The 19917-nt window shown below is 70.9% G+C and carries 10 protein-coding genes and 2 pseudogenes; 2 read left to right on the top strand and 10 right to left on the bottom strand.

Translation table 11 applies throughout. From position 1 onward, the window contains the following. Positions 1 to 68: 68 nt before the first annotated feature. From ade to IPJ17_08455, 6 genes and pseudogenes are all read right to left on the bottom strand, one after another. Complete coding sequence (gene ade / locus IPJ17_08480) at positions 69 to 1790, bottom strand: adenine deaminase (GenBank protein QQR75592.1); 1722 nt, start codon at positions 1788 to 1790, stop codon at positions 69 to 71. 142 nt (positions 1791 to 1932) lie between these two features. Then, a complete protein-coding gene (locus IPJ17_08475; GenBank protein ID QQR75591.1) occupies positions 1933 to 2292 on the bottom strand; it encodes a P-II family nitrogen regulator in 360 nt (119 codons plus the stop codon). A 3-nt stretch (positions 2293 to 2295) separates the two neighbouring features. Then, the gene (locus tag IPJ17_08470; GenBank protein QQR75590.1) at positions 2296 to 3645 is read right to left on the bottom strand and encodes an ammonium transporter; all 1350 of its coding nucleotides are present in this window, start codon (positions 3643 to 3645) and stop codon (positions 2296 to 2298) included. Positions 3646 to 3758: 113 nt separating this feature from the next. After that, on the bottom strand, positions 3759 to 5927 hold the full coding sequence (locus tag IPJ17_08465; protein ID QQR75589.1) for a response regulator: 2169 nt from the start codon (positions 5925 to 5927) through the stop codon (positions 3759 to 3761). Positions 5928 to 6378: 451 nt separating this feature from the next. After that, positions 6379 to 6879, bottom strand: a complete 501-nt coding sequence (locus IPJ17_08460) for an OmpA family protein (protein ID QQR75588.1) — start codon at positions 6877 to 6879, stop codon at positions 6379 to 6381. A 446-nt stretch (positions 6880 to 7325) separates the two neighbouring features. Further along, positions 7326 to 8147, bottom strand: a pseudogene (locus IPJ17_08455) (serine/threonine protein kinase). Positions 8148 to 8236: 89 nt separating this feature from the next. On the opposite strand from IPJ17_08455, the gene IPJ17_08450 reads away from it, so the two are divergent. Continuing rightward, the gene (locus IPJ17_08450; GenBank protein QQR75587.1) at positions 8237 to 10264 is read left to right on the top strand and encodes a sulfatase-like hydrolase/transferase; all 2028 of its coding nucleotides are present in this window, start codon (positions 8237 to 8239) and stop codon (positions 10262 to 10264) included. A gap of 70 nt (positions 10265 to 10334) precedes the next feature. Beyond that, complete coding sequence (locus tag IPJ17_08445; GenBank protein QQR75586.1) at positions 10335 to 11129, top strand: S1/P1 nuclease; 795 nt, start codon at positions 10335 to 10337, stop codon at positions 11127 to 11129. On the opposite strand, the pseudogene IPJ17_08440 reads toward IPJ17_08445, so the two are convergent. The 4 genes and pseudogenes from IPJ17_08440 to IPJ17_08425 all read right to left on the bottom strand — a co-directional run bounded on the left by IPJ17_08440 (position 11126) and on the right by IPJ17_08425 (position 19899). After that, positions 11126 to 11987 (bottom strand): annotated as a pseudogene (locus tag IPJ17_08440) (neutral zinc metallopeptidase). The gene IPJ17_08445 and the pseudogene IPJ17_08440 overlap by 4 nt on opposite strands. Before the next feature lie 42 nt (positions 11988 to 12029). Continuing rightward, a complete protein-coding gene (locus tag IPJ17_08435; GenBank protein QQR75585.1) occupies positions 12030 to 18077 on the bottom strand; it encodes a hypothetical protein in 6048 nt (2015 codons plus the stop codon). Positions 18078 to 18480: 403 nt separating this feature from the next. Continuing rightward, complete coding sequence (locus IPJ17_08430; GenBank protein QQR75584.1) at positions 18481 to 18885, bottom strand: cytochrome c3 family protein; 405 nt, start codon at positions 18883 to 18885, stop codon at positions 18481 to 18483. A gap of 132 nt (positions 18886 to 19017) precedes the next feature. Then, complete coding sequence (locus IPJ17_08425) at positions 19018 to 19899, bottom strand: hypothetical protein (GenBank protein QQR75583.1); 882 nt, start codon at positions 19897 to 19899, stop codon at positions 19018 to 19020. Between the last annotated feature and the right edge of the window lie 18 nt (positions 19900 to 19917).

Genomic DNA, 19917 nt, shown 5'->3' with positions numbered 1-19917 from the left:
GCCAATCGGCAACCGGCCGGCCCGGACGGGCCGGCCGGGGCCAGGCGAAGGGGGAGGAAAGCCGAGGGTCAGGCCGCCCAGAGCGGGACGCGGGCGAAGCGGTCCACGTCGACGAGGCCCTGGTCGGTCAGCTTCAGGCTGGGGATGACCTCGAGCGCCAGGAAGGCCATCGCCATGAAGGGGTCGTGGAGCGTGCTGCCGAGCTCCCGCGCCCCGGCGATCGCCCGGTCGAGGCGGGCGCGGACCTCCTCGATCGGCCGGTCGCTCATCAGGCCGCCGAGCGGCAGCGGCACGTCGGCGACGATCTGCTCGCCGCTCGCCACCGCCATCCCGCCGCCCATCGCCGCCACCCGGCGCGCCGCGGCGAACATCGAGATCTCGTCGGCACCGATCACCACCAGGTTGTGGTGGTCGTGGGCGACCGAGGAGGCGATCGCGCCGTGTTGCAGCCCGACCCCGCGCACGAAGCCCTTGCCGACCGCCCCCGAGCCGCGATGGCGCTCGATCACCACCATCTTCAGCAGGTCGCGTGACGGGTCCGCCACCGCCTGGCCGGCGTGCACCGTCGGGCTTTCGATCAGATGGTGGGTCACCAGTTGGTCGGGGACGACACCGATGACGCGGATCTTCTCCCCTTCGGCCGGCACCGAGAGGTCGATGGCATTCCAGTCGATGCTCATCGTCCCGCGCAGGCGCGGGATCATCTTCGGCCCTTCGGCCGGGAGCATCACCCCGTCGCGCGCCACCACCTGCCCGCGGCGGATGACGAGATGCGGCCGCAGGTCGTGCAGATCGCGGAAGATCATCAGGTCGGCGCGGCGCCCCGGGGTCACCGCGCCGCGGTCCCAGAGGCGGAAGTACTGCGCGGTGTTCCAGGTCGCCATGCGCAGCGCGACGACCGGGTCGACACCGCCGGCGATCGCCATGCGCACGAGGTGGTCCATGTGCCCCTGGTCGAGCAGATCCGACGGCTGGCGGTCGTCGGTGCAGAGACAGAGACGGTGATGGTTCATCGGCGTGACCAGCGGCAGGAGCGTCCGCAGGTTGTGGGCGTTGGTCGCCTCGCGCAGGAAGATCGTCATCCCGGCACGGAGCTTCTCGCGTGCCTCCTCGACCGTCGTGCACTCGTGATCCGAGCCGATCCCCGCCGCCGCGTAGGCGGCGAGCGCCTGACCGGCGAGCCCCGGGGCATGCCCGTCGATCACCTTGTCGGAGAAGGCGCGCAGCTTGGCGAGGACACCGGGGTCGCCGTGCACGACCCCGGGGAAGTTCATCACCTCGGCCAAACCCAGAACCCACGGGCTCGACTTGAAGGAGGCGAGGTCGACGGCGTCGAGCGACGCACCGGAGCTCTCCATGTGCGTCGCCGGCACGCACGACGAGGCCATGACGAACATGGCCAGGCGCGAGCCCTTGGCGCACTCGAGCATGAAGCGGATCCCCTCGAGACCGAGCACGTTGGCGATCTCGTGCGGGTCGGTGATCACCGTCGTCGTGCCGCGCGGCACCACGGCGCGCGCGAACTCCGCCGGGGTCACCATCGCGCTCTCGATGTGGACGTGGGCATCGAGCAGGCCGGGGGCGACGTAGGCACCGCCCAGGTCGATCACCTCGTGCGCCGCGTAGCCGCGGCCGACGCCCACCAACTTGTCGGCGGCGATCGCCACCTCGGTCGGGTAGATCTCGCCGGCGAGCACATCCACCAGCTTGAGGTTGGTCAGCAGCAGGTCGGCGGGCTCACGGCCGCCGGCTCGTCGGATCAGGCTCTCGAGATCGGTCTGGGTGTCCATCCGCGAAGTGTATCCGCAGCCGCCGGCGGGCGGAGGGCCCGCGCGTCGCCCGGTGACCGGAGCCCTCGGCTCGGCCGGACCGGGCGACTGCCGGCGGGCCGAAGGCCCGCCGAGCTGCCGCCGCCGCGCGAAGTCTCGTCGTTCAGGAGACGACGGCGACCGGCGTCACCGCGTCGACGTCGGTTTCGCCGGTGCGGATCCGCACGACGCGCTCGACCGGGACGACGAAGATCTTGCCGTCGCCGACCTCGCCGGTGCGCGCCGCGCTCCGGATCGCGTCGATGGTGACGTCGACGAACGGCTCCGACACGCCGATCTCGAGCCGCACCTTCTCGACCAGCTCCATCTTCACCGTCGTGCCGCGGTAGGTCTCGACCGCTTCGGTCTCGCCGCCGTGGCCGTGCACGCGGGAGATCGAGAGGCCGCGCACCTCGGCGCGGAACAGCGCCTCGAGCACGTCGTTGAGCTTCTCGGGACGGATGATCGCGGTGATCAGCTTCATGGCTCAGCTCCCGGAAGTGCCGGCGAGGTGACTGAGATTGACGACCGGCGCGGCGGAGGCCGGCCGGCTCTCGGAGAGCACCAGGATCGCGCCCTCGCCGGAGCCGTAGGCCTCTTCGCCGTGCAGCTCGACGTCGAGCCCGCGCCCTTCGCCGCGCGGCTCGGCGCGCAGCGCGGAGACGAACGAAACGGCCTTGATGAGCCCCCACGAGACGACGCCGCTCCAACCGAGGGTGGCGAGCACGGCGATCGCCTGCCGGCCGAGCTGCGCCGGATTGCCCTCGACGAGGCCGGCCGTGCCCCCCCAGGCCGCCGACGCCAGGACGCCGGTGAGCAGCGCCCCGGTCAGTCCGCCGAGCCCGTGGGCGGCGACCACGTCGAGCGAATCGTCGAGGCGCGTGCGGGAGCGCCAGAGGATGCCGAAGTAGCTCGGCAGAGCCGAGACACCGCCGAGCAGGATCGCCCCCATCGGGCTGACGTACCCGGCCGCCGGGGTGATCGCGACCAGTCCGACGACGATCCCGGTCGCGGCGCCGACGGCCGTGAACTTCCCGGTGCGCGAGCGGTCGAGGAGCATCCAGACCGAGAGCGTCGCCATCGGCGCGAGCATCGTGTTGACGAAGGCCAGGGCCGCCGACGCATTCGCGGCGAGCGCGCTGCCGGCGTTGAAGCCGAACCAGCCGAACCAGAGCAGCGCCGTGCCGAGCAGGACGAACGGCACGTTGTGCGGCAGGAGGGCCTGGCGGCCGTAATCACGGCGGGCGCCGAGCGTCGCCGCGGCGACCAGCGCCGCGATTCCGGCGTTGACGTGCACCACCGTGCCCCCGGCGAAGTCGAGCGCCCCGAGCCCGGCGAGCCAGCCGCCGCCCCAGACCCAGTGGGCCACCGGCGCGTAGACGGCGAGCGACCAGAGGGTGATGAACGCCAGATACGGCCCGAAGCGCATCCGCTCGACGATCGCCCCGGAGATCAGCGCCGCGGTGATCACCGCGAAGGTCCCCTGGTAGGCCATGAAGAGCACATGGGGAATCGAGCCCTTTGCCGCGAGGTCGACACCGCGCAGGAAAAGGTGCCCGAAGCCGCCGATCGCCCCATTTCCCTCGCCGAAGGCCAGGCTGTAACCGGCGATCGCCCAGGCGAGCCCGACCACGCCGAGCGAGGCGAAGCTCATCATCATCGTGTTGAGGGCGTTCTTCGAGCGCACCAGGCCGCCGTAGAAGAAGGCGAGCCCCGGGGTCATCAGCAGCACCAGCGCCGTGGCCACGAGCATCCAGGCGGTGTCCGAGCCCGAGAGGGCAGGAGGGGCAGCCTGAGCGGTCAGAAAGGCGGGTTCGAGCAATAGCGGCATCGGCATCTCCTCGGCCGTTCGCCGCGGAGACTAGAGAAAATGCCGAGCCGTGTCAATTATTTCTGGATGAAATTATGCCAGATGCTGGAAAATTTATATTTAAATAATAGTCAATTAGATTATTTCGACAGAACCTGAACCCCCGGCACCGCGCCCTCCTCGGCCTGAAGTCGCTCGCGCAGCAGATCGCGGGCCGCACTGAGCTCCAGATCGACCTGCGGCAGGAGGTCGGCAATCCCCCCGAGCTGTCCGGCCCGCGCCGCCGCTTCGAGGGCGCGCCCGAGCCGGGCGACGCGAACCGCCCCCAGGTTCGCCGCCACGCCGGCAAGGGTATGGGCCACCGTCTTGATCCGAGCCGCGTCGCCGGCAGCGATCGCCTGAGCGAGACCGTCGGCGAGATCGCGCGAGCGCCCCTCGAAGCTCTCGACGAGCGGCCGGAGGAGCGGCGTCCCGGTTCGCCTCCCCAGCGAGGCAAGATCGTCGAGGCGCACCGGATCGAGGCGGGGCTCGCGCTCCTCGACCCGCTCGGCCTCCGGCGCAGAAGCAGCCTCTGGCGTCGCCGACGGACCCAGCCATTCGTCGAGCGCCTTCTCGAGCTGCGCGAGAGAGGTCGGCTTGCGCAGGCATTCGTCCATTCCGGCTTCGAGGCAGGCCGCCTGCTCCTCCGGGAAGCCACGCCCCGACAACGCCAGGACGACCGTGTGCCGCTCCCCTCGTTCGAGCGCACGCAGCCGCTTCGTCGTCTCGAGGCCATCGATCCCTTCGATCTCCAGGTCCATGAGCACCGCGTCGAAGGGCTGCGCCGCCAACCGTTCGAGCGCCTCCTCGCCGCGCGAGACCGCCTCGGCGACGCAACCGAGCACCCGAAGCTGGGCGAGCGTCAGCTCGCGAACGAGCGGATCGTCCTCGACCACCAGGATGCGGCGGTGCGTCGCCTCCCGCGGCGCTTCCCCCTCGTCGCCGGAGAGGCGGAGCCGCGACGAGGTGGTGTCCGCCTCGGCCGCCGTCGCGACGCCCAGGGAGATCTCGAGCCAGAACCGCGATCCGCCGCTCGGCCGCTCCTCGGCGCCGAGCTCGCCGCCCATCGCCTGCGAAAGCTCGCGGCTGATCGAGAGACCGAGACCCGAGCTGGGGAGGTGCCGATCGGAGATCTGAGAGCCTCTCGAATAGCGCTCGAAGAGCTTGCGCGAGTCGAGTGCCGAGAGACCCGGGCCGGTATCCAGCACTTCGAAGCGCAACCGCGACCGCTCGTCCGACTCGGGCGTGGCGATGACCACCAGCTGGACGCCGCCGCGGCGAGTGAACTTCACGGCATTGCCGGCCAGATTGAGAAGGACCTGGCGAAGGCGCCGGTCGTCGCCGACGACGAAGCGCGGCGCGTCGGTCGCCACTACGGTCTCGAACGACAGCCCCTTCGAGTGGGCTCGGGGGGCGAGGATTCGCTCGACCCCCTCGACCAGCTCGTGCAGGGCGAACGGCCGGCTGCGCAGTCGAAAGCGCCCCTGGCCGATGCGGTCGAGGTCGAGTAGGTCGTCGAGGAGGCTGAGCAGCGACTCGGCGGAATTGAGCGCCCACTCGAGCTGTCGCCGCTCGGCCGCCGGCAGGTCGCTTCGCAGGACGAGCTCGAGCAACCCGATGACCCCGTGCAGCGGCGTCCTCATCTCGTGGCTGACGTCGGCGACCTGCCGGCTGCGCTCTTCGCGAATCGAAACCGCGAGCGCCTCGGCGCGCGAACGCTCCGCCGATTCGCCCTCGAGCCGTCGCTCGAGCAGCGCTGCCCGCGCCTGGAGCAGGCTGCCGGCCAGCGCGATCACGACGACGCACGAACCGAGCAGCAAGAGCCCCGGGATCTCCAGGGCGGCGCGGATCACGCCCTCCGTCCGGTCGCCGAGCAGCGAGACCGCAGCCACGGAGGCGAAGGACAGGCCGGCCCACATCCAGGCGCGCCAGGGCCGACGGCCGGCGAAGGCGGCGACCGGCAGGGCGAGCAGCGCGGGGTGGATCGGTCGACGCTCGGCGACGGCGATTCCCAGGTCGACCGTCGCGGCGGTCCAGAAAAAGGCAAGGGAGAGCGCGTCCCGGACGCGCGCCGGAAGGCCGGTGATCGAGCTCTCCGCCATCGCCAACACGATCGCGGCGCAAGCGACGGCGAGGACCGCCGCATCGACGCGACCGCGCACCGCGGCGTCGAATGCGACGATCATGAACCCGACGGCGAGCGCCGAGGCCAGGGCGCGGCTCTCCGAGGAGAACCAGAGGACGATCCGGGGTAGGCGTGTCGCGGACATGCCGCCCTCCGCCTCAGGTGTCATCGGGCCGCCCTCCCGTCCGGTCGCCGAGCCCGCGTACGCTCACCACCCCTCGTCGACTGGCCGGAGTCGGCTCGAGCTTCTGCCGCACGCGATGGACAGACGCGCCCAGCGCGTCCTCGAGAAGGCCACCCGGTGACCAGCGGTTGCGCAAAAGGTGCGCCGACGGCACGGTGCGAGGCGCGTTCGTCGACAGAACGAAGAGGGGCTTCGCCGGCGGAGGCCACAACGGCAATCTGGTACCTCGCGGCAACGGACGCGGAGCGCGCGGTCCGCCGTAGGTCGGGACCGTCGTCGGACACGAAGATGCGCTGGCGGAGGCCGGCAGCCTCGGCGAGGGCGGCGATGGCGGGCATCGAAGAAAACAGGCTGCCACAGTCGCCAACCAACCGCAAGGTGGACCGGCCGGGCATTCCGACGGCCCGCCGGGTCATTCGCCGGGGAGGACGATCTCCGCCCGACGGTTGAGCGCCCGCCCCGCGTCCGGGCTCTCCTCGGCCACCGGGAACTGCCATCCGAACTCCTCGACCGCAATGCGGGACGCGTCGACGCCGTGCCGCTTCTGCGTGTCGGCAATCGCCTCGGCGCGAGCCAGGGAGAGCGCGAGGTTGTGGGCCTCGCCTCCGGTGTGATCGTTGTGACCGGACGCCCAAACGCGCAGGCCGGCGAACGGCCCCTGCAAGAGCTCGGCCTGGCGGGCGAGCAACACCAGGGCCTCGCCCCGCAGCTCCGCACGGTCTGCTTCGAAGAGCGCCCCGCCCGAATCGTCGAAGACCGTGACACACCCGAGTCCGAGCGCATGCGCGAGAGGCGTCGGCGCGTCCCCGAAGCCAAAGGTGATCTCGAGATCGGTCTCGCCCCGCACGCGAATTCGCCGCTCCACCAACGGCAGCCCCGAGCTCTCGGCGCGCAGGGCGAGCGCCTCGGCCATCGACGCCGCACCCATCCGCAGCGGCGCGACGCCGAGCGCTTCGTCACCGCGGGCGATTCGCGCCCCCGGGCCGATCGGAACGAACGTCGACGGTCCAGGCGGGGACGAGCGGGGCTGGCGCCGGACCAGGCGACGAAGCGCAGGCGAGCAGGAGAAGCACTGCCGGTGCGAGACCAATCGTTCGGTTCACCGTGAGGCTCCCTCGACCCGGAATCAGAAGCTGACGGCGAGCGACACGCGAGCCGGGACGGGCACGCCCGCGGCGTCGAGCGCAAGGTTGAACACGTAACCCCGGAGAGCACCCGCCGCCGCCGCTCGGCAGGCCGGTGCAACCGGCCGCAGCGATCGCGAGGCCACGACGCGACCGGCGCATCGACGAGCAGCGGTGCGGTCACCGGTCGACCTGGCGGCAGGTCGCGGCCGGCGCCCGTCCCGGCTCGATCGCCCGGAACCGACGCATACGGCAGTCGCCCGCTCAGCATCTCGTACGCGGTGACGCCGAGGGCGTAGAGATCGGCCCGCCCGTCGATCGACGAGCCGGCGAGCGCCTCCGGAGCACGGTAGGCCGGCGTTCCCATCAGCGCACCGGTGGCGGTAGCGCCCGGGGGGCCGTCCACCTTGGCCATGCCGAGGTCCATGACGCAAGGCCTGCCCGCGGCGTCGAGCACCAGGTTGGCCGGCTTGAGGTCGCGATGAACCACGCCGCGATCGTGGATGACGCCGAGCGCGTCGAGAACCTGCACGACGATCTCGACGACGTCGCCCGGAGAGAACGTCCGTCCACGGCGCAGCTCGTCGGCGAGCGTCGATCCGTCGATGAACTGCATGGGGGACCAGAAGATGCCGTCGGTGCAGCCGAACTCGTGGATGCGGACGATGTTCGGGTGGTCGAGCGCCGCGGCGATCTGCGCTTCGCGGGTGAAGCACTCGACGAACTCCGCATCCTCGCCGCGCACGTCGGCCAGGACCTTGAGCGCCTCGACTCGCCCGAGCCGGCGATTGGTCACCCTCCACACCGACGCGAAGCCGCCGCGACCCAGGTGCGAATGAAACTCGCACCGCGGCGACAGCACCTCGCGCACGGCCGAGGACCAGAGATCGGAGCTCGGACCCATCGCAGGGATTCTGGTTTCTCGGCGCAGCGCGCCCCCACCCGGCCGTCGGTGGCGCACTGCCCCCGCCGGCGAAGCAGAACCGCGGCGTCCGGAACCTCCGCCGCACACCCGACGGGAGGTGGCGTTCATCCCGCGTTCATCCGACCGCTCCATCCTGTTAGATTGCCAAGGAAGTCTCCGAGCCGCTCGCCGTTTCGGGCGCCGGCCCGAGCTCCGGCGCGCGCACGAGAGGAACCGCGAGATTGTCCGAGCCCACTGCGTTGCCCAGCCGCTTCATCGACCGCAGCCGCGCGCTCCTTGCCGGGCGTTTCCGTCCGGCCATGCTGATCTTCGTCGCGGCGTTGGCTTTCGCCCAGGTGACCCGGCTCTCGCTCTTCGCCCTCCGGCCACAGGCCTTCGCCGATGGGGTCGGCTCGGTCCTCGCCGCCCTGGCCGCAGGTTTCGTCCGCGACGTCGCCACGGCACTGTGGCTGGCCACACCGTGGGTCCTCTACCTGACGCTCGCACCAACCCGCTGGTTGCGAACCCGCCTCCAACGGGCATTGATGATCGCGTGCCTGGCCGCCTCGCTCTTCGGCATGCTCTTCGTCGCGGCGGCCGAGGGGTTTTTCTTCGACGAATTCGAGAGCCGATTCAATTTCGTCGCGGTCGACTACCTGCTCTACCCGACCGAGGTGGCGACCAACATCTGGGAGAGCTATCCGACCGGAACGATCCTCTCCGTCCTGTTCCTCGCCTCGGTGGCTTCGGCCTGGGCGCTGCGCCGGCATCTCGATCGCTCGTGGCTGGAGCCGGTCGGCCGACTCTCCCGCACCGCCTTCGCGGCCGCGGCGCTCGGAACCGCAGCGCTCGGCTCGTGGCTGCTGCCGACGGGGCTTGCCGAGGTCTCTCGCGATCGGCTGCTCGTCGAGATCGCCGGCAACGGCTACGCGAGCTTCGTCCGTGCGCTGCTCGGCGCCGACGTGCGCTACGACGGCTTCTTCTTGACAAGACCCGCCGACCAGGTCCTGGCACGACTCCCGGCGCTGCTCGCCGAGCCCGGCGCACCGGCCTCGAGCTTCGTTCCCGGGACCTCGCTGCGCAAGATCCCGGCGAGCGGCACGGGACGCCGCCTCAATGTCGTCGTGGTGCTCGAGGAGAGCCTCGGGGCCGATTTCGTCGGCTCGCTCTCCTCGCGCCAACCGAGCCTGACACCCGAGCTCGACGCGCTGGCGCCCGAAGGAACGCTGCTCACCCGCGCCTACTCGACGGGCAACCGCACGATCCGCGCCATCGAGGCGACCACCGCCGGGTTGCCGCCGTTGCCGGGCGAATCGCTGGTGCGGCGGCCGACCTCGAGAGGCCTGTTCACCTTGCCCGGTCTGCTGGCCGAGCAAGGGTACGAGACGCTCTTCGTCTACGGCGGGCGAGCACTCTTCGACGGCATGGGGCGCTACCTGACCGCCAACGGCGTGGGGACGGTGATCGACCAGGCCGACTTCCCGGACGGGACGTTCACCACGGCCTGGGGCGCCAGCGACGAGGCGATCTTCACGCGGGCGATTGCCGAGTTCGATCGGCTCGAGCAGGCCGGGCGCCCCTTCTACGCCCTGGTGCTCAGCGTGTCGAACCACCGTCCCTACGACTTTCCGCAGGACGGGATCCAGAAGCTGCCGGGACTGTCGCGCCGCGAGAACGTGGTGCGGTACGCCGACTACGCGCTCGGACGCTTCATTCGCGAGTCCCGCTCGCACCGCTTCTTCTCCGACACCATCTTCGTCCTGATGGGCGATCACGGCGCCCGGGTCTACGGCGCGGGCGAGATCCCGTTGCCGAGCTATCGGGTGCCGATCCTCTTCTTCGCTCCGGGCATCGTCCCGGCGGGCCAGCGGCTCGACGTCGTCGCCTCTTCGCTCGATGTCCCGCCGACGGTGCTCGGCCTGCTCGGCCACGCCTACTCGTCGCGCTTCTTCGGGCGCGACCTCTTCCACGACGGCGACACGGTCGGCCGCGCCCTGCTCAACCACAACCACAAGGTCGCCCTGCTTCGCGGCGGGCAGCTCGCGGTGCTCGGGCTGCAGCGCCGCGCCGAGCTCTTCACGGTGCGGAGCGACCAGGGCGAGTTCGAGCCGATCGCCGCTCCGGACGCGACGGCCAACCAGCTGCTCGAGGACGCGATCACCTACTACCAGGGAGGCGACCTGCTCTACCGGACCGGTCGCTACCAGCTCGACCCGGTGGTCGCCGCGACGACCCCGGCCGACGACCTGACCGGTCGCCCACCCGGGTGACGCTCCGTCGGCTGTGCCTCGCCAAGGACGGGGCTCCGGGCTAGCATCCTCGAATTCCGAGGAGGTTCCCGTGCCCCGTCACCACGCCGTCCGCCCTGCCCTCGTCCCTGTCGCGCTGCTCGGGCTCCTGTGGCTCGTCCCCGCTCCGGCCGCCGGCTGGGGCGCCACCGGACATCGCACCATCGGCCGGATCGCCGAGCATCGGCTCTCTCCCGCCGCGCGCACGGCGCTCGCCGAGCTGATCGGCGCCGAGTCGCTGCCGCGGATCAGCACCTGGGCCGACGACATTCGCACCGACCCCGCCTGGGCGAAGGCGGAGACCTGGCACTACGTCAACATCGCGGACGGTGCGACCTACGAGAACACGAAGAAGAGCGAGACCGGCGACGTTCTCGAGGCGATCGGCCGCTTCTCCCGCATCCTCGCTGACCGTGCCGCCCCGCGCGAGGAGCGCGCCACGGCGCTCAAGTTCCTGGTGCACTTCGTCGGAGATCTGCACCAGCCGCTGCATGCCGGTCGCGCCGACGACCGCGGCGGCAACGACATCCTGGTGCTCTGGCAGAACGAGCCGTCGAACCTACACAGCGTCTGGGACAGCGGGATGATCGACGCCTCGAAGCTCTCCTTCAGCGAGCTCGCGGAGTTCATCGACCATGTCGAGCCCGAGCAGGAGCAAGCCTGGCGCAAGAGCGAGCCGGGCGACTGGGCCAAGGAGTCGATGGCCTTGCGGAGCCAGATCTACGATCTCGGCGACCATCGATTGAGCCACAAGTACGTCGCTCGCAATTGGGCGACCGTCGAGCTCCGCCTCCTCCAGGCCGGCGTCCGGCTGTCCGCTCTGCTTGAGAAGCTGCTCGTCGACTAGTTGAAGGTCTCGCAGACGTCCGGGTTGCCGCTCTCGAGGCCGCGACGCAGCCACTCGACCCGTTGGGCCGAGGAGCCGTGGGTGAAGCTGTCGGGCGAGACGCGGCCAGTGGCCATCTTCTGCAAGCGGTCGTCGCCGATCGCCGCGGCGGCGCGCAGCCCCTCTTCGACGTCCCCGGGCTCGAGCAACTGACGCTCGCGGTGAGCGTGGTTGGCCCAGACACCGGCGAGGCAGTCGGCCTGCAGCTCGAGCCGCACCGAGTACGCGTTCGCCTGGGCCTCCGAGCCGGCACGTTCCTGCGCCGCACTGACCTTGTCGGAGATGCCAAGGAGGTTCTGCACGTGGTGCCCGACCTCGTGGGCGATCACGTAGGCCTGGGCGAAATCACCCGGCGCGCCAAAGCGGCGCGACAGCTCGTCGAAGAAGGAGAGGTCGAGGTAGACCTTGTGGTCGCCCGGGCAGTAGAACGGCCCGACCGCGGCGCTCGACATGCCACACGCCGACTGCACCGCACCGGTGAAGAGCACCAGCCGCGGCTTCTCGTAGCGAGCTCCGGCCTTGGCGAAGACCCCATCCCAGGTCTCCTCGGTGTCGGCGAGCACCACGGACGCGAACTTCCCGAGCTCGTCGCTCGGCGGCGCGCCACCGGGCTCGACCGCCGAGGGCGAGGCTCGGCAGCGTCGCCTGGGTCCCCTGCACCATCTGCAGGAGCGCCATCGGATCCTGCCCGGTGGCATAGGCGATGACGAGCACGAGCAACAGCCCTCCGCAGCCCAGCCCGGCTCCCGCCCGACCGATCGGCCCACGTCCCCGCACGTCCTCGACGTTGTCGCTCTCCCGCCGTCCTTGCCAGCGCATGGCGATCCTCCAAGTTACGGCGGATCTTAGAACAGGGGTGCGTCAGGGCGCGATTGCCATCGTCGCCGCGCCCGAGTACGCCGCGAACTCCGGGGCGTACATCGACTGCACCGTCGCCGGTCCGACACGGAAATCGCCCGCGGTCGCCGCGCGCAGCCGGTACTTGAGCGTGTACTCGCCCGCCGGCAGCTGTTCGAAGAAGAAGCTCGTCGCGCTGTCGCGCGTCTCCTCGTAGCGGGTGATGCCGAGATCCCAGCGCCAGCCCGAATCGGGGCGATCGGGCTCGAGGCCGGCTGCCCGCGGATCGCGCAACTGGACGTACTCGGCGCCCATGCGGCTGCGCAGCGAGAGCTGCACTTCGATCTCGTCGCCGATCGCCACCGTCGACTGCGGCGTCAGAGGCTCGAGCGTCGTCTCGCGCCCCTGCTTGACTCGCCGGAAGTAGCGGCGTTCGACCGAGAAGAGGTCGCCGTCGCCGCGCGCCGGCGGCTGCTCGGTCGAGAAGCTCCAGGTCGCCGAAGCGAAGGCGAGACCCTTCGTGTCCTTCTCCACCACGACGGCCGGCCGCGTGGTCTGGGCCAGCGCCTCGCCCGGGACCACCATCTGGCGCTCGGTGCCGGCGAACTCCGCCGGATCGAAGACGAAGCGGGCCGTGCGCCCGGCTGCCGCGACGCGAATCTCCTCGGTCGTCAGCAGGCTGCCTTCCTTCTCCAGGTGCCGGGCCACCGAGTAGAGCACCTCGGCCGTGGCGCGCGTCGACTTCCAGTGATTGAGCTGCCGGTTGAGGAACAGCCACTGCACCAGCCCGGCGCGACGCGGATCCTCGGGCGCCACTTCGAGCAGGGCGCGAACCGCCCAGGCATGGGTCTCGATGGTGTCGTTGTACCAGAGCCACGACCGCTCCTCGGGGCGCCAATAGGTGCCTTCGTCGCGAGTCGACTTCGCCGAATCCATCACGCTGGCCAGCACGAGCTTGGCGTCGGCGCCACGCCCGGAACGCGCGAGCGTCATCGCCAGCATCAGCTTGAGCTGCGGCGAGTGCTCGCGCCAGTGGCGGAATCCGAGGTCGAGGATCTCGCGCCGCTCGCTCGCCGACAGCCCCGCCTCGGCCCAGCTCGGATCGGGATACGAGGAAGCGACGTAGCCGAGGAAGGTCAGATACTCGAAGCAGCAGCCCTGCTTCAGATCGCGCCTCCACTGCTCGCGGAAGTCACGCGCCAGGTAGCGCCACCCCCGCTCGACCATGTCGCGCGGCACCGCCACCCCGAACTCGGCGGCGCGCGCGAAGCCGGACATCAGATAGAGCGTCATGTACGGAGACGGCGGTCCGCCCGGGAACCAGGGAAAGGCTCCCGAAGGGAGCTGCGACTCGACGAGCCGGGCGAGCGCCGACTCGCGCTGCGCGCGGGCGACCTCGGGATCGAGCACCCGCAGCCAGGCGGGATCGCCCTCCCTCGCTCCGCCGCGCGAGAGCTCGAGCCACGGCGTCTCCTCGAGCGCGAGTCGACGGTTGGGATCGTCGGCCTTCCACGCCTCGAGCGGCGTCGTGCGTCTCGCCGCGAGCCGACGCCCGAGCTCGGCGAGCTCCGGGCGTTTCTCGAAGAGACTCGAGATCATCCCGGTCGACAGGAACCGGTTGAGCGTCTGTTCGGTGCACTCGTACGGATAGTCGGCGAGGTACGGCAGTGCCGCCAGCATGCCGGCGAAGAGCTGACCGTCGACGGTGACCACCAGCTTCTCGTCGATCCGTGTCGGGTCCTGCTCGCGCAGGTCGGGAAAATCGAGCTCGCGCCGGTCACGGTCGTTGAGCGCCGCGAAGCGCGACTGCACGAGGTGGACGCGCGACGGCAGCAGCGGCAACGGGCGGCGTTCGCCGTCGCTCCGTCCGTCGGCTCGTGCCGCGACCTCGACGAGAACGCGGCTCAGGCGGCGCGGAGCGAGGAGTTGGAATTCGAGGTCTTCGCCGCCGCCGGGTGCGATGCGGAACGAGCGTCGCCGCGCCTCGGGAGCGAGCCCGAAGGCGCTCGTCAGATCCTCGCCACTCGCCTCGTCGCGCAGCACGATCTCCGCCTCGCCGTCGAGCGGCACACTGGCCGCGTTGTTGACGACGACCTTGAGACGTGCACGGTCTCCCTCGCGCAGGAAGCGCGGCAGGTAGGGCCGCACCATCAGCTCCTTGCGGGTGCGGGCTTCGGCCTCGAGGGAACCGAAGGCGAGCTCGCGCGTCACCGCGCTCAGCCAGAAGCGCCACGAGGTGAGCGCCTCGGGGACCTTGAACTCGATCGCCACGGCCCCGTCGGCGTCGGTCACCAGGTGGGGCTGGAAGAAGGCGGTCTCCGCGAAATCGCTGCGCATCGCCACCGGCGGTGCGACCTCGGCGGCGGCCTCGCCTCCCCGGACGGCGATCGTCTCGGCGATCGCCTGTTCGGCGGGATGCGGCGGCGGTGGCGCCGAAGCCGGCGCCGCAGCGACCATTCCCAGCATCTGCCCCTGGAACCTCCCGCCCTTCGCCATCCGTACCATCTGGCGGCCGCCGGGGCCGCCGATGCCGTCCGACGACATCCAGGCGAGCTCGTCCGGGGCAAATCCCTCCACGGCCTCGACGTCGCTCCAGTCGCGTCCCCACATGCCGCCGTGCTCGGCCAGGCCGAGCGTCGCCACGAGTGCCGGTGCCCCGGCGCGGACCGGGAAGAGCTGGCGTGGCTGCGGCGGCGCGAACGGCCGGAAGGCGTCGAGACTGCGGTCGTACATCGCCGCCAGCAACTCGGCAGCCCCCGCGCCGAGCGGCCGCCCCTGCGGGTCCTTGACCACCACCCGCCAGGTTTCCCGCTGCCCGGGCTCGAGCAGGTCGCGGAAGGTCGCGAGCTCGAGCTTCAACTCGCGGTCCTCGCGAGGCACGTCGATGGCGACTTCGGAGACGAGCAACTGGTGATCGGCGACCATGCTCAGCCGGACGCTGAACCCGCCCCGGTCGCGCTCGGCGACCGGCAGCTCGACGACCTCGGGCACGGCGCGGGCGATCCGTCGCTCCCGCCGGACCGCCTTGCCGTCGCGGAACAGCTCGAGAAAGAGCGTCTGCCCGGGTAGCGCCGAATGGAGGAGCAGCCGCGCGGTTTCGCCGACGCGCACCTGCGCTCGCTCGGCCAGCAGAATGACCGGCAGGGCGAGGTGTCCCGACCCGGATCCGGCCACCAGCAGATCGCGTTGCGCCTCGGCGCGCTGCCCGACGTCGTCGAGCGTCTCCCACCGCAGCCGATAGGCGCCCGGGGCGAGCGGCGGCAAGGCGATCGACGCGCGCCCGTCGCCCCCGTGCAGGAGCTGCCCATGGCTCACGGCCTCGCCTTCCTTCCAGGCAGCGACCACCGGCTCCCAACGCCCGCCCCCCTCCCAGCGCGGGCGAAGGAGGTCGCCCGGCGTCCGCAGCGGCGGGGTCTCCCCTGGCTCGAGCGGTGAAACTTCGACCGGCCGGTCGGCAGGAAGCAGGGCACGCTCCGGCTGGATCAGGCGAACGAGCCTCCAGCTCGCCTCGCCGGCCCGCGGCACGCCCTCGAAGTCGGCGCGCGTCGCCGCGACCGTGGCGCTCTGGCCGGCGACCAGGAAGCCGCCCGGAGGTTCGAGCGCACCCTCGACCGCCGCCCAGCCGAGCCGGAAGGAGCGCGTCGCCGAGCGGGTCTCGCCGCCGCTGTCCGTGACCTCCACTTCGACCCGGTAGGCATAGGTCACTCCCGAGCCCTTCTCCCGCTCGTCGGCTCGCGGGTCGAAGACGATCGCCACCCGGCCGTCACTGCCGACGGCCCCGGTGCCGGTCGCGACGGTGAGGGGGCGGGTGTCGAGCGGCACGCGGAAGCAGAAGCAGATCCCCTTCTCGGAGAACCAGAAGAGCCAGGGTGGAAGCACCGGCTCGCGAATCACCCGCCATGCGGCGCGCCCATCGGGCAGGGGCAGGCCGAAGAGGTAACGCGCCTCCGCTCGCAGGGTCGCTTCGCGATTGAGGCGCAACGGCGATTCCGGGTCGAGCAGCTCGACCTCGAAGGTCGGGCGCTTGTACTCCTCGACAGCGATCGACGCCGCACCGTTCGGATCGGCGGTGAGGCGCCAGTTGCCGAGCAGGCGCCCGCTCGGGATCGTCAGATCGCCGGAGGCGGTGCCGAACTCGTTCGTCTCCGCCTCGCCCGTGGCGACGACCTCGTTGTTGGCATCGACGAGAGACACCCGGAGCGAATGCCCGACCAGCGGCGCGAGCGGTCCGACGTCGGACCGCACTCGGTAGGCAAGGCCCTTCCAGTGGACCACCTGGCCCGGGCGGTAGAGCGCCCGATCGGTGAACAGGAGTGTCGACAGCTGCTCGGTCGGCGCCGGCGCCTCCCAGGTGGAGCGCCATTCGGCCCGCCAGGCGATCTGCCCCTGCCAACGACCGAGGATGAGGAGCCGTCCATCCGACGCACCCTCGTCGAGCCTCGTCTCGAGCAGGCCGTCGGCATCGACCCGGCCTCCGCCCACGCGTCGCGCCGGCTGCTGCCAATCGACGCGATAGAGCGAGATCTCCGCGCCGCCCGCGGGCTGCCCGGTCGATCCGGAGACCGCCCGCAGCCTTACCTGCGAGCCACCGGTCCACTCCTCGAGCAGCACGAGGTCGGAGACCAGCAGGCGCACCGCGTTGAGTCGGTTGCCGCGCTCGCCGAATGCGGGTGTCGCCGAGGCGACGACCACGTAGGCGCCCGAGCGCAGCAGCGGCGGCGTCACGAAGGTGCGGTGGGTTTCGAAGTCGGGTGTCGACGGCAGCTCGACGGTCCATGCGGCTGCCGGCTGCTCCCGGCCGAGCAGCCGGAGCAGCTCGTCGCCACTCGGCCAGACGTCCTGTTCGACGGCGAGCCCGAGCCGCGTCTCGAGGTCCACCGCGAGAGCGCGGAAGTAGAGACGTGGCAGATTGCGGTGCGTCACCTCGATCGACCGCTTGCCCGGGGCGTCGACGGCCATCGCTTGCAGACCGTAGTCCGGCGCCTCGATCTGCTCGACGAGAGCGCGGCAACGGCGGCCGCCCGAGCTTGCCGGGTAGGCGAGCGCGCCGCGGCGCGCGATGGCGTGGGCCTCGGCGGTCGCTCCGGGCTCGTCCGAGCCCTTCACGAGATCGGCGAGCGTCGCCATCCCTTCGCTCCACCAGGGGTACGAGCGAAACGACGGAAGCCGCTCCGCCAGCGCCTCGCGAACGCTCTTGCGATCCGCGTCCGCCTCGAAGCCTTCAGACAGCAAGCGTGATCGTTCGAGCATCGCCTCGAGCTCGGCCTCCGGGCGGCCGGCCTGACGGTGCCAACGCTCGAGATCCGACAGCACCGCGGCGAGCTGCTCCAGTGGATGGAGCTTCGCTTCGCCCGGAACGGCGGCCTTCGGCGCCGGCCCGGCCAGGGCCTTGGCGTCGAGGCGCCGGCGCTCGGCAAGCTCTTCTGGGGTCCACAGCGAGGTGTCGGCGAGGATCCCGGCGAGCAGATAGGTCAAGCTGTCGCGCAGGGTGGGGCGAATCCCGGCGGGATAGGTGTTCTTCGTCATCCCCGGCAGCGACCCCGCCGGACGCGCGCCGAGCGTCTCGCGTTCACCCCAGGCCGCTTGGTAGGCCCGCACCGCCTCGGCGCCGATCTGCTCGGCCGTGGCCGACTCGAGGTCGAACGGACCCTCGCCCGCCACGCGCTCGCGCTGTCGCACCTCCCATCCGTAGCTCGCGAGGTACTGGCGTAGCGAGGCGCCGAGGTGCAGCGAGAGGGCGGCACGCGACGCGCGGTCCGCAGGCCATTCGGCCCGACGCAATTCGTTGACCGCCGCCGCGAACTCGCCGAGCGCTCCGCGGAGCTCGGCCGCCTCGAGCAGCGCGCGCGTCCAGTCCGCACTCTGCCCAGCCGCCTGCGCCGCGGTCCGCACGCTCTCCACACGCTCGAGCGCCTCGGCGAACTTCTGGTCTTCCTTCAGCCGTTCGATCTCCTTCCAGGTTGCCGGTGCGGTCGTCCCTTTTCCGTCCCCTCCGCCACCGGCGGCGAACGCAGCGAGACCGAGCATGGCCGAAAGGCCCAGGGCGGAGAGAACAAGTCGGGTGAGGTTCATGGCGAGCATGGCATCCTCGATTCGTCGTCGAACGGGCTTCGGAAGCGTGGCGTCACTCCATTAGACCCCGGAATCGGCCGCCTCGAAACCGGCAGACCGTCGGCTCCTCGACATGGTGCGGATCTCTCCGCGTCGGGGGGTCGCTCGCGCGCATCGAACGGCCGGGCGGCACCTCGAGACCGAAGCCGGCGCGGATTCGCCTGGCTGTCGTTGGACGAAACGTCCAGGACCCGGTCGATCGAACGGCCGGGGGATCTCGCCGGTGCACGGGCTGCGGCGGGGCCCGAGGAGGATCGGTCGAGGCCGCCAGCGCTCTGCTCTTCGCGGTCGCCGAAAAAAGATCGGGCGGCGCCTGCCGTTCGTGAGAACGGCGCGCCGCCCGGTTCCTGCGAAAGGCTGTGAGCTACGCCTTCTTGTGGCAGTCAGCGCACTTGACGGGGAGCGGCTTGGCGGCGTTCTTCGCCACCTCGGCCTTGTGGCAGCCGATGCAAGAGATGTGGAACGGGTTCTTCGTCATGCTCATCTCGGAGCACTTCGGCGTCTCGGGCTTCTCCGGCGCGACGTGGCAATCCTTGCACGCCTTCACCGCCACATCGGTTCCGGCCTTCAGGTCGGCCTGGGTGTGGTGGCAGGTCTTGCAGTCGAGCGTCAGGTGCTTCCCGTGCGGGAAGTTCACCGGCGGCTGCTTGGCCTGGCAGTCGGAGATGGTGATTTCCTGCGGCGCCTGCTTGGCGGTCGCGGCAGAGACCAAGCTCACACCCGCGAGCACGAGACAGACAACAGCCAGTGTCACGAACAGCTTCCGCATCGGGTTCCCTCCTCCTCTCGTTCGGTTCGGTGCCGAGGCACGAACCACCGCCTGGCCCCCATGGCCGAGTGGGTGGATTCACCATCTAGGTTAGCAGGGAAGAACCGCGTTTTCCCCGCCCGGCTGGGGAGGTCAGCTCCCTTTCTTGAGGGACTTGAGCATCTGTTCGAACGCCGCCCGCTGGGCGTCGATCGTCGACTCCGGCCCGGTCATCTTGAAGAACCAGTTCGCGTCCGGACCCTCGGCGATGGCGCCGAGGAGAGCCTGACCGGGCACGGCCTTGCCTGGCCCGCCCATCATGCTGCCGGCCAGGTAGGTTCCCTTCGTCTCGACGAAGAGGATCCTCACCCCGTTCGCCTCGAGCTGCCGCGTCGTCATCTTCGCCGAACCGGGCTGGCCATCGGGCCCGACGAACTGCGACGCCCAACGCTCCGCGTTCGACTGCGGGTCACCGCCCTGTCCGGGACCGAAGTAGAAGACCGCGCACTCGGCATCGCCTCCCTTGCCCGGCACGCGATACTGCGCCCGACGCATGTTCGAGGACGGCGGCACGGCAGCCCACCCGCTCGGCACCTGCCAGGCGATCGCCTTCTCGCCGCTGCCAAGAGCCGGGTCGACCGGCGCCAGCTCCATTCCGGCGGGAGCCGCGCCGCCCATCGGTGGATGGTTCGCCGGCATCACGGCACCGGGCTGAAGGGGCGGCGCGCTCTGCGTCGCTCCGTCGAGCGGCGGGTGGTTGGCCGGCATGACGGCCCCCGGTGCGAGCGGCGGAGCCTGCTGCACCGGCGCGTCGAGGCGCGGGTGGCTGGGCGGGAGCGCTACGGGCGCCGGAACCGCCGCCGCGGAATCCGGTTGGGCGGCCACGGCTGCCGGACCCGCGGCGGCACCCGGCGTCGCCGCGGGCGTCGCCTCGGCGACCTGGACCTGAATCGCCGGCTCGGAACCGCAACCGGAAAGCGTCCCTCCGCCGATGGCGGCGAACGCGACGAGGCTGAAAGCAAGGCTCTTGGTCATGTCTTCCCCCTGGGCGAG

This window comes from Holophagales bacterium, assembly GCA_016699405.1.
Taxonomy (GTDB): Bacteria; Acidobacteriota; Thermoanaerobaculia; order Multivoradales; family JAGPDF01; genus JAAYLR01.
This window is presented reverse-complemented; position numbering and strand designations above follow the sequence as displayed.

What these genes read in the sequence shown, in the direction of transcription:
- IPJ17_08460 (QQR75588.1), bottom strand. Translation starts at nt 6,879, where the DNA reads ATGGCCGAGGCGCTCGCCCTGCGCGCCGAGAGCTCGGGGCTGCCGTTG.
- IPJ17_08435 (QQR75585.1), bottom strand. Translation starts at nt 18,077, where the DNA reads ATGAACCTCACCCGACTTGTTCTCTCCGCCCTGGGCCTTTCGGCCATG.
- ade (QQR75592.1), bottom strand. Translation starts at nt 1,790, where the DNA reads ATGGACACCCAGACCGATCTCGAGAGCCTGATCCGACGAGCCGGCGGC.
- IPJ17_08465 (QQR75589.1), bottom strand. Translation starts at nt 5,927, where the DNA reads ATGTCCGCGACACGCCTACCCCGGATCGTCCTCTGGTTCTCCTCGGAG.
- IPJ17_08470 (QQR75590.1), bottom strand. Translation starts at nt 3,645, where the DNA reads ATGCCGATGCCGCTATTGCTCGAACCCGCCTTTCTGACCGCTCAGGCT.
- IPJ17_08425 (QQR75583.1), bottom strand. Translation starts at nt 19,899, where the DNA reads ATGACCAAGAGCCTTGCTTTCAGCCTCGTCGCGTTCGCCGCCATCGGC.
- IPJ17_08475 (QQR75591.1), bottom strand. Translation starts at nt 2,292, where the DNA reads ATGAAGCTGATCACCGCGATCATCCGTCCCGAGAAGCTCAACGACGTG.
- IPJ17_08430 (QQR75584.1), bottom strand. Translation starts at nt 18,885, where the DNA reads ATGCGGAAGCTGTTCGTGACACTGGCTGTTGTCTGTCTCGTGCTCGCG.